The organism is Brachybacterium sp. Marseille-Q7125 (genome assembly GCF_023062615.1).
Taxonomy (GTDB): Bacteria; Actinomycetota; Actinomycetes; order Actinomycetales; family Dermabacteraceae; genus Brachybacterium.
On sequence record NZ_JALLAL010000059.1, the window covers coordinates 1 to 14,618 of the forward strand.

Here is a 14,618-nt window from a genome sequence, read left to right on the forward strand (position 1 = left end):
GGGCCGGGCTGGGGCGGCGGGGTCTTCAGCGCGACCGGAGGAAATCGACCTCTCAGCGGCACGTGCCGTGTTATATGCAGGCGGCGTGCTGCTGACAGGTCGATTTCCGTCGCGCGGGTTGAGGTGGATCGCCCCGACTCAGAGCTGGGACCAGACCTCGTCGAGCAAGTCGGTGCCGGTGGTGCAGCGGGTGCAGCGGTCCCTCTCGCCGGGACTTAGCGCCGCATCGCAGCGCTCGCAGCGGGCAGTGATCACGCGGTGCAGCACCTGCACGGGCCCACCCACATCCGCCTGCCCGGTCAGCTCCAGGACGTCCTCTGGGCAGGTCTGAACACACAGCCCGCAGGCCACGCAGTCCATCGGCACCACCCCGAAGTCCGTGACCCGCTCTGTGGCGCGCCACATGATCGCCTCGGTGGGGCACACCTGCTCACAGGCCCGGCAGGCCGTGCACCCGCGGCGCGACGGCGCGGGGACCGGCACCGTGGCGCGCGGCAGCGCGGCCAGCAGGACCCCGCGCTCGGGGGAGATGGCGGGCACGCTCACGGGCCGCACCGGCTGCAGCTCCGCGGGGTCCCGGCGCCGCCGCAGCGCCGAGAACAGCGCCCCGCGCTGCCAGCGCCGCGGCCGTGCCCCGCCCTCTCGCAGCGGCTGCTCCACCTGCACGATCTCGCAGTTCAGCCCGGCGCTGTCCACGAGCTGCTCGGCGCGAGCCACCGCCCGGTCGAGCCCGGCGATGGAGCGCCCCGCGCCTGCCGCTGAGTCCGCCCCCGCCTCCGGCACCTCCCGGGCGAGCGGGCACACGGAGCAGTCGGCGCGCACCAGCTCGAGCCGCGCCTGCGGCGCCTCGGCGTCTGCGGTGGACCCCGGTGCGCCCGCGAGGTCTCCGGCAGCTCGAGGTGCAGCGGCCCGGGCCCGGGCAGTGCCCGCCCCCGCCCCAGCACCTGCCTCCGCCTGCTCCGCGGCCTCCACCGCACTGCGCGCCAGCTGCCCGGCGGCGGCTGCGATCACCTCGGGGTGCAGCTCCGCGGTGCAACGCAGGTCATGGAGCACCGGCCCCGAGCCCGCGCCGCCCTCCCCACCGCCCGCGGCCACGGAGCACCGCAGCCGCAGCGAGGTGCCACCTGTCGCTGCTGCGGCGGCGATCCGCTCGGGGGAGTCCGGGGAGCGCGCTGCGGGATCCATGTCAGATCTTCGTCACCTGCACCCACGTGTCCAGCTGCGCGGCACCGCCACCGATCGGATCCATCATCCCGCCGCCGCCTTCCACGGTGTCCTCATCCAGCAGGGCGTTGACGGAGAAGCCGGTGCCGCGATGGGGTGCGATCCCCACCTCTTCCTGCCCGGGGATGATCCGACGGGCGGAGTCGGCGTGGCCGTAGCCCTCCACGGGGTCGATCACGGTGCCGTCCACCTCGTAGGCGGAGGCGCCGTAGCCCTTGTGCCCCTGCGCGGAATCCGCACCGACCACGCCGGGGCGAATGCCCTGCAGCACCTGCACCATGCCCTCCACCTCCCCGGAGGCGGAGGTCACGCGCACCATGTCGCCATTCTCGATGCCGCGCTCAGCCGCATCGGATGCCGCCATCCACAGGTAGTTGGAGGCCTTGACCTCCCGCAGCCAGGCGGAGTTGTTCGTGCGGTACGTGCCCTGGGTGCGGGACTTCCAGTTCACGAACTGCAGCGGACGCTCCGGCGTCTGCTCCAGCACGGTCCCGTCGGACTTCATCACCGGGCGGATCGCCGCGAGGCCATCCCAATGCTCACCAGTCATGCAGTCCTTCTGCGCGGCAGTCTGGTTGGAGTAGAACTGGCACAGCCCGCCGTAGCGGTTCTTCAGCCAGTCCCCCTCGTAGCCGTCGGCCCGCTCCTCGGCCTGGCCGGAGAATCGCCCGCCGCGGTTGAGGACTGTGACCACCTTGGGCCACTCCTCCTCGGTGACGGCCTGCTTCCACCGGTTCACATCGAAGGTGTCGCCCAGCGCCTTCTGGCGGGCGCGCAGGAACACCTCCTGCTCGGCGCCGTCGGCATCGGGCACCGGCTCTTCCCCCGCGTAGGCGACGTTCGCGGCCATCTTCAGCCAGTAGTCCACGGGGGCCTCGAAGCTTGTGCCCTTCCCGAAGGCTCCCTCGCCGACGCCCGGCAGATCCAGGGCCCGCCCCAGCTCCAGCAGGGTCTCCTCCGGCACCCGCGGCCCGTCGAAGGCCCGCGTGGCGGGCTGCCCCAGCTGCTGCACCCGGTACTGCTGCGAGGGATACACGCTCTCCTGCGTGAACTTCTCCAGGTAGGACAGGTCCGGCAGGACATAGTCGGCGTACGTCGCGGTATCGGACATCGTCAGATCGAACACCACCAGCAGCTCGATCGCCTTCTGATTCTGCAGATGCTTCGCCTGCCGGTGCGCCCCCGGAGAGGAGTTCAGCGGTGCGTGACGGTTCACGAACAGGGCCTTGAGCGAGTAGGGGTACCCGGCGGCGGCCGACGGGATGACCTCCTGCAGCTGATTGCCGCCGAACGGTGTCCAGCGCCGCTTGGCCGGGTAGCCGTCGCGCTCGAAGAACGGCGACTTCTCGTACACCTGCTTCTCGCGCGTGATCGGGATGCCCCAGGGCTGGTACCCGCCCTCGACGGTGTCGAGGTCGTAGCGACCTGAACGCGGCGAGAAGCCGGACTGTGCGCCGATGTGCCCGCCTTTCCAGTCATGGTTGCCCAGCAGGAAGTTCAGGTAGCCGATGGCGCGCACGGCATCGAAGCCGTTGGTGTGCATCGCCGGGCCGCGGTAGCTCATGACCACGCCACGCTTGCCGGCGGCGGAGAGGTTGCGCGCCACCTCCTCGATCTGGTTCAGGGCGATCCCGCTGGCCTCGGCGTAGCTTTCGAGCTCCCGCTCCATCGCTCGCTCCTTGAGCAGCGTGAACACGGACTTCAGACGCCGACCTTCATGCTCGATGTCCACCTCGAGGTCAGCGAGCTCCGCGTAGTCCTCCGCGGAACGCAGCTGGCCATCGGCCCACACCACGGCGAAGGGCTCCAGGCGCGGCGGGCCGGCCGGCTCCTCCGGCTCCTCGGGAGCGTCCATGAGGCCCTCATCGATCGCCGAGAGCTTGGGCCGCTTCTCATCGGTGACATCTACCAGGTGGGTCGCATCGGACCAGGTGGGCTCGCCGATCTTCGCCGCCGCCGCAGCGCCGGGGGCACGCAGGTACTGCTCGTCGAAGCGCTCGTTCTCGAGGATCCAGCGGATCATCGCCCAGGCCAGGTCGGCGTCGTGACCGGGCCTGACCGGCAGCCACGCATCGGCCTTCTCCGCGGTCTTGGACATCCGCGGGTCGATCACGGCCATCTTCATGCCGCGGCGGCGCGCCACGGAGATGCGCGGCGCCAGCCACGTCGGCCCCTTCTGCGCGGTCAGTGGCTCGGTGCCCCACACCACCAGGTAGTCGCAGTAGTCGATGTCCGCGTACATGCGCTTGTAGCGCGTGGTGGGGTGGGTGTGGATGTTGCCCTGCACCCCGGTGACGCCGCAGGTGCCGCCGTGGTTGAACTGGTTGATCGAGCCGAAGGTCTGGTTGAAGAAGCGCTCGCCCAGCAGGTACTGCTTATCGCCCGTCATGAGGGCCATGAGGTTGGACTTCGGGCCGAGCTCGGGGATCTCGGGGTCGATGAGCTTCTCTCCCCAGGTGGCGGTGAAGTCCTCCTGGGAGATGTCCCCGGCCTTCACCTTCTCCCAGTCGGCCATGACCTCGTCCTGCGGGGCGTAGGCCCACCACTGCTGGATGCCGGGTGTGCCCAGCTCCTCATCCCCCTCGAGGATGCCCTGGATGGCTTCCTCCCAGGTGACGGTGACCCACTTGCCGGAGCCGCGCTCGCCCACGCGCTTCAGCGGCTGGGTCAGCCGCCGGTTGTCGTGGACGATCTGCGGTCCGGCCTGGCCCTTCAGGCAGGCGATACCACCGGAGCGGGATTTCGCGTCGCGCGGCATGTTCCCCAGCCCCTGCACGGCCTCCTCGGGCCGGGTGTCGTAGGGGATCGACGGCAGCGGCTGGGTGGTCAGCGGCGAGTACGGGTTCCCGGCGATCTTGCGCACGAGCGAGGTGGCGCCCGAATCCCCGGGCTCCGTCAGCCGCACCTTGATGGTGCAGAAGGTGTTGCACTGCATGCACATCGAGTAGATGACATCGTCAGCGCCGTAGGCGTCGTCCTCGTCGCCGGTGCCGTGCGCGGTGGGCTGGGTGTAGCGGCCGCCGAAGCCCTCGTGAAACATGGCGCCCAGGGCGCCGACACCCACGACGCCCGCGGCGGTGCCGCCGATGACGGCGCGCCGCGAGGGGCCGGAGGTCGTCTGCTCTGCGGTGGTGTCCGGTTCGGGGCGGGAGGGGGTCTGCGTCATGGCTGATCTCCTTCGGCGGGGGCCGCGGCAGGGGCGGTGGTGCCCGCGGCGTGCGGGGTGGCGTGTGTGCGGTCCGCAGCGCGGTCCGCCTCGATGCCGGAGCCGATGTGCGCGGCCTCATCCGGGTCCGGCTCGTGGATCGGCTGGAACTCCGCGAACAGCGAGTAGGCCAGGATCCCGCAGGCCACGAAGCACACGCAGACGGCGAGCTCGCTGAGCGTGGGCAGGTAGTCGCTCCAGGGGTAGCCGTCGATGATCGGCGGCAGCAGCGGCGGCACCACGATGTTGAAGCGGACGGCGATGATGCCGAGCACCACGAGCGCGGAGGCGATCGCGACGATCTTCGGGTTGTGCTTGAGCCTGGTGATCGTGAGGATGAACGGCACGATCATGCCCAGCCCCAGCTGCATGATCCAGAAGGTCCACCAGAACGGGCCGGTGGCCTGCACCGAGATGATGTTCATGTCGTGGTGCTGATTGGCCAGCAGCGGCACGATGAACTCGTAGAACGTCAGGCCCAGGTCGATGGCCAGCACGGCGGACAGAACCGTTGCCAGACCCGCCATAAGGCCCGTGTCCACGGGGCGCCCCACGGCCTTGGACTGCAGGTAGTACACGAGGGTCAGCAGGGCGGTGCCGGAGACCATCGCGGACAGCACGAAGATCACGGGGAACAGGCCGCCGAACCACATGCCGCGCGCCTCGACCACGGCGAAGATGGTGCCGGTGCCGCCGTGGACGCCGAAGATCGCCAGCGGCAGGCCGATGATGCCGAGGATCTTCAGCCAGCGGTGGGACTTCTCGGGGCTCTTCGCTTTCCGACGGTGGACCAGCAGCGCGATCGTCAGCTCGGCGATGAGCAGGGCGATGTAGATAGTGTAGAAGCGCACCTCCCAGGACAGCGGGGAGGTCCATTCGAAGTGCCACAGGGTGGACAGCGCCCGGTCCCAGCGGCCCAGGTCGAAGCCGACGAACACGAGCGCCACCCCCATGCACACGATGGCACTGGTCAGGGCGGCGCGGCCGATCCGCTCGAAGCGGTGCATGCCGAAGACGTACACGAGCGAGGACAGCAGGAACGCGCCGGCCGAGAGGCCCACGAAGAAGATGTACAGCGCGATCCAGGCGCCCCAGGGCATCTGGCTGGTCAGGTCCGTGCGGGACAGCCCGTGCCACAGCCGCAGGAGGGTGGGCACGATCGTCGCGGCGATGACCACCAGCAGGCTCACGTACCAGATGAGCTTGCGGCGGTTGATCGTCGAGCGCGGGATGGTGGAGTCCGCGTAGGCGATATCGGAGCGCCGACGATGGTCATCCCGCAGCCGCTGCAGGAGTGAGCGCGATCGCGTCGGCTCCTGCGACGGGGCGGGTGTGGTCTCGGAGCGGGCGGGAGCGGCGGAGGACATCGGGCTCACCTCAGGTAGTAGACGCGGGGCTCGGTCCCGCTCTCTTCTTTGAGTCGGAAGGCGCGCGGGTCCGCGGCGAGTTTGGCGACCACTGATTCGGGGTCATCGAGGTCACCGAAGTAGCGGGCGTCGCCGATGCAGGTCTCGCAGCAGGCGGGCTCTTCGCCGCGGGCGAGGCGGTGGGTGCAGAAGGTGCATTTGCGGACGGTGCCGATGGGGCTCTTGAAGCGCTCGCCGCGCTCCCCACGGTCCACGCCCCACTCCGGGGACGTGACCTGGTTGGCGCCTTGCATCTCCTGGTCGTAGGACTCGCCGAAGTCGAAGGAGCGGGCGCCGTAGGGGCAGGCGGTGATGCAGTAGCGGCAGCCGATGCAGCGGTCGGCGTCGATCACGACGGTGCCATCTGCGGCCTTGTACGTGGCGCCGACGGGGCACACGGATACGCACGGCGGGTTGTCGCACTGCATGCACGGGCGGGGCACGTTGGTGCGCCGCACATTGGGGTATTCCCCGGTCTCGCCCTCGAGGACGACGTTGTAGTTCACACCGGGCGGAGTGCGGTTCTCGACCTTGCACGCAACCGTGCAGGAGTCGCAGCCCACGCATTTCTGGAGATCGATGACCATGCCCCAACGGGGCTGGTGCACGACCTCCTCGTCGGGGGTGGCATCGCGCTCAGCGGGCGGCCGGCGCATGAGGGTCAGGGGAACGGCACCCATCTTGTGTCCTTCCAGTGTCCTCGGGCGGGGAGTTCCGGGCGTGAATGTCCGGACGTTTCGGACCACCGTCCCATCGTGAGGACGCTCATATAGGGGACTTCGGTCCCGCCGCTTTCCGGGGCAACTGGTCAGGGTGCGAGCCGGGAGGTGTCAGTCGAAGTCGAACACCAGCCCCTGGTCGAACACGGTGCGGTCGAAGTCCCGCCCGGTCTCCACCGACAGGGTGCTGACCACGCAGCGGATCGCGGCGCGCAGGAAGGGCTTGCGGGCGGACTGCTCGACCTCTTCCGCCCAGGCCGGCCAGGTGGGCACGGCCTCGCTCTCGAGCAGTTCCTGCTCCTGGCGCCGCAGCGCGGAGGCGGCCGCGTGGTCGACGGCATCCCAGGCCGTGGCCTCCTGCTGGCACCGCTCGGCGAGCTGCCCGGCGAGGGTGCGCACCGCCTCGCGGCGCTGCTCCCGCTCAGGGGTGCGCTCGTGCGTCGGATCCAGGAACACGCGCTCATGCTCCTCGCGCAGCTCCTGCTCATCATGCGCGCGGGGGATGCGCGCCGAGCGCCGGGCGAGCGCCCCGAGGGTCAGCTCGCTGTCCAGGAAGCGTCCGCTGTCTGCTCCGAGCCAGGTGGTCGAGCCCTGCAGCCGCTCCGCGAAGGAGCCGTCCCGGACGGCGTCCACGAGCTCGGCATCGGGTGTGCGCAGCAGGTCGGTGATGAGTTCCCACAGCCCAGCGCGTTCGCGGCACACCGCGGCGATGCGGGAGGCGGTGTCCGCGTCCAGCTCGGGCTGCTGGGCGGCGCGGGGCGTCAGGGGCGGCTCGACGGGGCGTTCACGATCGGTCATGCCTCGCCACTGTAGGCGCGGGTGGGGCGCCTCAGCCCCCGAGCCGCATCCAGGCATCGGTCCGCACCCGCAGCCCGAGCCCCACCGCCCGCAGCACCATGAACAGGAAGTTGCAGGCCAGCCACAGCCATGCCACGCCCCACGGATCCGCCGGCGCCCACAGCGCGACCGCCACGGCACCGGGCAGGATCGCGACGGCGATGATGGCCTGCACCTTCGCGAGGTACGGGGCATCGCCCGCGCCCATCAGCACGCCGTCCAGCACGAACACGTATCCGGCGATCGGCTGGGTGATGACCAGCACCCACAGGGCGGCTCGCAGGTGCTCCTGCACCGCCGGATCAGGGGTGAACAGCTCCGGCATCACGTAGCTGGCGCCCAGCAGCAGCACGGAGACCACGGCGCCGCCGCCCACGCCCCAGGTCATGAGCCGACGGGTCACGGCGTGGACGGTGCGCGGGTCCGAGGCGCCGAGGTACCGCCCGGTGAGGGCCTGCCCGGCGATCGCCAGGGAATCCAGGGCGAGGGCCAGCATCGCGAAGACGGTGTTCGCGAGCTGATGCGCCGCCAGCTGCACGTCCCCGAGCCGTGTGGCGACCACGGTGGCGATCACCACCACGGCCTTCAGCCCCACGGTGCGCACGAACATCGGCACCGCATCGCGGCCCACTGCCACGAGGCTGCCGAGGTCCAGGCTCAGCGGGATCGAGCGGGCGCGGGCGCGGCGCACGATGACGGCCAGCAGCGTCAGGGCCATCGCCCACTGGCAGATCACGGTGCCGATCGCGGACCCGGCGATCCCGAGGTCCAGGCCGAAGATCAGCGCGGCGTTCAGCGGGATGTTCACCAGCGCCCCGCCGACGGCCACGACCAGCGGCAGCACCGCGTTCTGCATCCCGCGCACGAGCCCGGTGGCGGCCTGCACCGCGAGCATCGCCGGCAGGCCTGCGGCGGAGATCAGCAGGTAGGTGCGGGCTTCGGCGAGGACCGCGGGAGAGGGCCCGAAGGCAGCCAGCAGCGGTCCGCCGCCGACGAGCAGCCCCAGCGCTGTGACTGCCCCGATGAGCAGTGCGAGCCAGCAGGCGTCGATCCCGCGGGAGATCGCCTCGGTGGTGCGCCCGGCGCCGAAGGACCTCGCGACCGCGGCGGTGGTCGAGTAGGCGAGGAACACGGCGAGCCCCACCACCGTGGTCAGCACGGTGGAGGCGAGCCCCAGCCCGGCCAGCGACGTCGTGGACACCCGGGCGATGAACGCGGAGTCCACCAGGAGGAACAGCGGTTCGGCCACGAGCGCGCCGAGGCTCGGGATGGCCAGGCGCAGGATGTCCCGGTCCACGCGGCGCCGGGCGCTCTCGGGCCCGGGATCCGCGGGGGAGGAATCGGCAGAGGAGGTCACGGGCCCTTATTCTCCCCTGTTTGTCCCCGGTCTGCCTCCGGGCGTCGCCCCGGCCCCACCCCAGCCTCCACCTCGGCCTCGACCATCGTCGGGTCCGGACGCTCAGGGCGCTGTGAGAGGGTTCCCGCGAGGCCTCTGGGTCTCCCGTCCATCCGGTCCCGGGCGCCTGCTGTGTCGTCGCCCCGGCGCCCCTTTGTCGTCTCGCAGGAGCTCGCGTGAATCGCCTGGCCACACTCAGCCTGAACAACCGATCCTTCATCGCGCTGGTGTGCATCGCGGTGTCGATCATCGGCGTCATGGTGATGACCACGATGCGCCAGGAGCTGATCCCGTCGGTGCAGCTGCCGCAGATCCAGGTGATCACCACCTCGCCGGGCTCGTCCTCGGAGCAGGTGCGCGAGCGGATCTCCCGGCCGGTGGAGCAGGCGGTCAGCGGCCTGGAGAACGTGGAGGGGACCTCGTCGACCTCGCAGGCGGGGCTGTCGATGGTGACGGTCGAGCTCACCTACGGCACCGATGTGGCGCGCTCCTCGAACCAGGTCGATGCGGCGCTGACCCGCATCGAGGACCAGCTGCCGGAGGAGGCGGAGCCGACGGTCATGGCTGGCGGCACCTCCGATATCCCTGCCGTGGTCACGTCGATCTCCTCCGATCTGGAACCGGCGCAGCTGGCCACGCGCCTCGAGGCTTCCGTGGTGCGCGAGGTGGAGCGCGTGGACGGGGTGGCGCAGGTGATGGTGGTGGGCGCCCCCGAGGAGATCGTCCGCATCACGCCCGATGAGGACGCCCTGGCCGAGCATGGCCTGAGCGAGGACGACATCGCCACCGCCCTGGATGAGAACGGCCTGTCCCTGCCGGGTGGCACCGTGACTGACGATGACCGCACCCTGGATGTGGTGCTCGGCCAGCGGGTCGACAGCATCGAGAGCCTCGAGGGGCTCATGGTGATGCCGGCCGACGGCGGCGGCGAGCAGCCGGGCCAGGAGCAGCAGGGCCAGGAGGGCGAGGGCCAGCTGGGGGCCGACGGGCAGCCTGGCGCGGAGGCCCAGCCCGGCGCCGACGCCCAGCCCGGCGCCCCCGAACAGCCGGGCGAGCCTGAGCAGCCCGGCGAGCCTGAGCAGCCCGCCGAGCCCGTCGAGCTCTCCGAGATCGCGACCGTGGAGCGCACCACGCAGGACCCGACCTCGATCTCCCGCACCAACGGCCGCGAGTCCCTCGTCATGGTCGTGACCGCCACCGTGGACGGCAACGTCGTGGATGTGTCCGACGGGGTTGAGCAGGCCCTCGCCGACACCCTCCCGGGCGTGGGCGGTGGCGCCGAGTCCGATGTGGTCTTCGACCAGGCGCCCTTCATCCAGGAGTCCATCGTCGCGCTCGCCGAGGAGGGCCTGCTGGGTCTGCTCTTCGCCGTCGGCGTGATCCTGCTGTTCCTGCGGCGCGTGCGCCCCACAGTGGTCACCGCGATCTCGATCCCCACCTCGCTGCTCATCGCGTTCATCGGCATGTACGTCACCGGCTACACGCTGAACATGCTGACCCTGGCGGCGCTGACCATCTCGATCGGCCGTGTGGTGGATGACTCCATCGTCGTGATCGAGAACATCATGCGCCACCTCGCGTACGGCAAGACCCGTCGGCGCGCGATCCTGGACGCGACCGGGGAGGTGGCCGGCGCGATCACCGCCTCGACTCTCGCCACCGTGGTCGTGTTCCTGCCGATCGCCGTGGTCTCCGGGATGGCGGGGGAGCTGTTCCGCCCCTTCGCCCTGACCGTCGGCATCGCAATGCTGTCCTCCCTGCTGGTGGCGCTGACGATCGTGCCGGTGCTGGCCTACTGGTTCCTGAAGGTCCCCAAGGGCCATGAGGACGTGGACCCCGATGACGCCGCGCAGGTCGCCCAGATCCGCGAGGCCTCCGAGGCGAAGGAGGAGCGGTCCTTCCTGCATCGCCTGTATGCGCCGACCCTGCGCGCCACCCTCGCCACGCGCACCCGACGCCTGCTGACCGTCGGCGCGTCGATCGCGATCCTGGTGGGCACCGTGTTCCTGCTGCCGCTGGTGAACATCTCCTTCCTGGGGGATACGGGGCAGAACATCGCCGCGCTCTCCCAGACGCTCCCGGCCGGCACGAGCCTCGAGCAGTCCTCCGAGAAGGCCGCCGAGAGCGAGGAGGCGCTGCTGGAGATCGACGGGGTGCAGACTGTGCAGACCACGATCGGCGGCGGCCAGTTCGGCTTCGGCGGGGGACCGGAGGAGGTCAGCTACTCGATCACCACTGATCCGGATGCGGATCAGCAGGCCCTGCAGGACGAGATGGTCGCCGCGGTCAGCGCGATCGAGGGCTCCGGGGAGGTGGAGGCCTCGGATGTCTCCTCGCCGACGGGCTCCAGCTCGGTGGACATCCTCATCACCGGCCCCACCCCCGATGACCGTCAGGCCGCGAGCGACGCCCTGCTCGAGCAGCTGGATCCGCTGCCCGAGGGGGTGCGGGAGGTCTCCACCGATCTCGCGGCTGAGAAGCCGACCGCCCAGGTCACGGTGGATCGGGAGGCCGCTGCCGCGCGGGGCCTGACCGAGGATGCGGTGGTGGGGCTCGTGGCCCGCGCGATGTTCCCCGGCGCCGTGGGCAGCGTGACGCTGGATGACCAGGAGCTGTCGATCTACATCACGCGCACCGAGAGCATCGACACCCTCGAGCAGCTGCGGGAGCTTGACCTGATGCCGGGTCTGCCGCTGACGGATGTCGCCGAGGTCAGCGAGGAGATGTCACGCCCGACGATCTCCACGCGCGACTCGCTCGAGACGGTGACCGTTTCGCTGATCCCCGCGGGGGAGGACGTCGGCATTGCGACCGATGCGGCGCTCGCCGCGATCGATGAGGCGGAGCTGCCGGAGGGCGTGGAGGCCACGCTCGGCGGCACCGCCGCGGATATCAACGAGACCTTCGGCCAGCTGGGCATCGCCATGGTTGCCGCGGTGCTGCTGACGTATGTGCTGCTGGTGTGGATCTTCAAGTCGCTGATCCAGCCGCTCGTGCTGCTGGTCTCGATCCCGTTCGCGGCCACCGGTTCGCTGGGTCTGCTGGCGCTGACCGGAGTGCCGCTGGGCCTGCCATCGATGATCGGTCTGCTCATGCTGGTGGGCATCGTGGTGACCAATGCGATCGTGCTGATCGACCTGGTGAACCAGTACCGACGCGCCGGCATGGCCCTGGATGAGGCGATCCACGTGGGGGCGGCGAAGCGTCTACGGCCGATCCTCATGACCGCGGCGGCGACGATCTTCGCGCTGATCCCCATGGCGCTGGGCCTGACCGGCAACGCGGGCTTCATCGCCCAGCCCCTCGCAGTGGTGGTGATCGGCGGTCTGATCACCTCGACTCTGCTGACCCTGGTCATCGTGCCGGTGCTGTACCGGATCACCGAGGGCCCGGGGGAGCGGCGCCGCCTGCGGGAGGAGGCCCGGCAGGAGGAGCTGCGGGAGAAGCGCGAGGCGCGGGACCGTGAAGCACGTGAGGCGCGGGGCCGTGAGGCACGCGCGGAGCGCGAGCAGGAAGAGCGGCGCGAGGCGGAGCCCGGGGACGGACCCGCGCGCGAGCCTGACCCGACCACGACCGCGACCACCGGCACGGGCCGTCGGCGTCGGTCCCTCAAGGATCGCGGCGGGATCGTGGGGATGCTGCGCGAGCGCCGACGCCGGCCCTGACCCCACGGTCATCCAAATGGTCTCGCCTACCATCGGGCCATGCCCACCCCTGCCCCGGCGCTGAGCGCGCGTGACCGGCCGAGCCTGCGTGAGCGGATCTGGCCGCGCTCCCGCACGGTCCGCACCCGGGTGCTCACGGTGATGCTCGCCTTCATGGCGGCGGGTCTGGCGATCACCGGTCTGCTGACCTATGCCGCCCAGTTCCGGGCCCTGGACCATCGGGTGGAGGCCGAGCTGTGGCAGGAGTACAGCGAGCTGGAGCTCATTGCCGGTGATCGCGGTCCCGATGGCGATTCTGGGCACGAGACCGTCGACTCTCTGCTGCTGGCCGCCACGGATTCCGCCGCCCCCTCGGACAACGAATCGGTGATCACCTTCGTCGACGGTGAGAAGCGCTACCAGCCGCGCGTCCAGGACTTTGCGCTGCTGCCCGATGATTCCGCCGAATCGCTGCGGGTCAAAGACGCGATCCTCGCCGAGCATCGGCCCGGCCGCTCCCGGATCGTCGAGATGGAGGCGCATGGCCGGCAGCTGCAGATGCTCGTCGCCTCCGTGACGGTCGCCGGGGATGACTCCGAGGGCGTGTTCGTCGTCGCCTCCGACATCGGCACCCAGCGCCGTGACCTGTGGCAGAGCGTCGGCGTGTTCACCGGCCTGTCGCTGGCGACCCTGCTGGTCGCCGGCTGGGTGGGGTACGTCGTGATCGGCCGCCTGCTGCGCCCCCTGCAGGATCTGCGCGCCGCCACCGGGCAGATCACCGTCGCCGACCTCGAATACCGCGTCCCCGTCCCCGGCGGCGGCGATGACATCTCGGCGCTGGCCCGCAACTTCAACCACATGCTGGGGCGGATCCAGGGCGGCGTCGCCGAGCAGCGGCGCTTCATGAGCGACGTCGGCCATGAGCTGCGCACGCCGCTGACCATCGTGCGCGGGACCCTCGAGATGACGGATGCCGATGACCCGTCGGACGTGCGCGAATCCCATGACATTGCGATGGAGGAGCTGGACCGGATGGGCCGCGTGGTAGGGGATCTCTCGGAGCTCGCCGCCTCCGCCCGCCCCGACTTCGTGCGCCGCGCTCCGCTCGACCTGGCCGCCTTCGCACGCTCCGCCTTCGCCCGCATCTCGCATATCGCCGAGCGCAACTGGGTGTTCGAGCGCGCCGCCGACGTCGTGGCCGATGCCGATGAGCAGCGCCTCACCCAGGCTGTCGTGCAGCTGGCCGCCAACGCCGTGCGCTACAGCGATGAGGGCTCCACCATCCGCTTCAGCGCGGACCGGGTGCTGGGTGCCGACGGTCCCGAGATCCACGTGACCGTGCAGGACGAGGGCGTGGGTATCGCCCCGGAGGATCAGCGCCGCATCTTCGAGCGTTTCGCCCGGGTGGATGACTCCCGCGGCAACGGCTCCGGGCTGGGCCTGCCGATCGTGCTCGCGATCGCCGAAGGGCACGGCGGCGTGGTACGGCTGCTCTCCGCCCCGGACAAGGGCTCCACGTTCACGATCGCGTTCCCGCAGCACGTGGACGGGGGACAGGGGGCCGACGGGGGTGCGTCGGGCGATACTGATCAGGCACGGACGGCCGGTGGAATAGTGGCTGCTGACCTGCCGGCGAGGAGAAACGGAGAGGACGGGGCATGAGGATCCTGATCGCCGAGGACGAGGCGCGGATCGCGCGGTTCATGGAACGCGGCCTGAAGGCCAACGGCTATGCACCCACGATCGTCGAGGACGGCATCTCCGCCCTGGACCTCGCCTCGAGCGGTGACTTCGACCTGCTGATCCTGGATGTGGGTCTGCCGCGCATGGACGGCTTCCAGGTGCTGCGCGCCCTGCGTGGCATGGACGTGCAGATCCCGATCCTCATGGTCACCGCGCGCACCGGCGTTGAGGACACCGTGCAGGGCCTCGAGGGCGGTGCGAACGACTACATCGCCAAGCCCTTCCGCTTCGAGGAGCTGCTGGCCCGCGTGAAGCTGCGGGCCCGCGAAGCCACCGCCGGTGCCGGGACGGTCAGCGCCGACGTGCTCGAGCTGGGCGATCTCGCCCTGGACCTGCGCACCCGCGTGGCCCGCCGCGAGGTGGGCGGCCAGGAGCGGTCCGTCGAGCTGTCCTCGCGCGAGTTCACCATGGCGCGCGTGTTCCTCGAGAACCCCAACCAGGCCC

General features: G+C 70.5%; 9 protein-coding genes. 3 read left to right on the top strand and 6 right to left on the bottom strand.

What is annotated here, in order from left to right; all coding sequences use genetic code 11:
- Positions 1-138: 138 nt before the first annotated feature.
- The 6 genes from MU407_RS12170 to MU407_RS12195 form a co-directional block, all read right to left on the bottom strand.
- The gene (locus MU407_RS12170; RefSeq protein WP_246957858.1) at positions 139-1,185 is read right to left on the bottom strand and encodes a 4Fe-4S dicluster domain-containing protein; all 1,047 of its coding nucleotides are present in this window, start codon (positions 1,183-1,185) and stop codon (positions 139-141) included.
- Between the two features lies 1 nt (position 1,186).
- Positions 1,187-4,390 carry a molybdopterin-dependent oxidoreductase gene (locus tag MU407_RS12175; protein ID WP_158239515.1) on the bottom strand — a complete coding sequence of 1,068 codons (3,204 nt, stop codon included), beginning with the start codon at positions 4,388-4,390 and terminating at the stop codon, positions 1,187-1,189.
- Complete coding sequence (gene nrfD / locus MU407_RS12180) at positions 4,387-5,796, bottom strand: NrfD/PsrC family molybdoenzyme membrane anchor subunit (RefSeq protein ID WP_102237328.1); 1,410 nt, start codon at positions 5,794-5,796, stop codon at positions 4,387-4,389. The genes MU407_RS12175 and nrfD overlap by 4 nt, the downstream gene beginning before the upstream one ends.
- A gap of 5 nt (positions 5,797-5,801) precedes the next feature.
- A complete protein-coding gene (locus tag MU407_RS12185; protein ID WP_233190986.1) occupies positions 5,802-6,515 on the bottom strand; it encodes a 4Fe-4S dicluster domain-containing protein in 714 nt (237 codons plus the stop codon).
- A gap of 150 nt (positions 6,516-6,665) precedes the next feature.
- A complete protein-coding gene (locus tag MU407_RS12190; RefSeq protein ID WP_102237329.1) occupies positions 6,666-7,352 on the bottom strand; it encodes a hypothetical protein in 687 nt (228 codons plus the stop codon).
- Between the two features lie 31 nt (positions 7,353-7,383).
- Complete coding sequence (locus MU407_RS12195; protein WP_246957860.1) at positions 7,384-8,748, bottom strand: MATE family efflux transporter; 1,365 nt, start codon at positions 8,746-8,748, stop codon at positions 7,384-7,386.
- 215 nt (positions 8,749-8,963) lie between these two features.
- Between MU407_RS12195 and MU407_RS12200 the strand changes: the two genes are divergently transcribed.
- The 3 genes from MU407_RS12200 to MU407_RS12210 all read left to right on the top strand — a co-directional run.
- Positions 8,964-12,452: an efflux RND transporter permease subunit gene (locus MU407_RS12200; protein ID WP_246957862.1), complete on the top strand. Its 3,489-nt coding sequence runs from the start codon at positions 8,964-8,966 to the stop codon at positions 12,450-12,452.
- Positions 12,453-12,491: 39 nt separating this feature from the next.
- Positions 12,492-14,093: a HAMP domain-containing sensor histidine kinase gene (locus MU407_RS12205; RefSeq protein ID WP_246957864.1), complete on the top strand. Its 1,602-nt coding sequence runs from the start codon at positions 12,492-12,494 to the stop codon at positions 14,091-14,093.
- Positions 14,090-14,618: response regulator transcription factor (locus MU407_RS12210; protein WP_246957866.1), on the top strand; the 529-nt coding region annotated here is incomplete at its 3' end. The genes MU407_RS12205 and MU407_RS12210, both read left to right, overlap by 4 nt.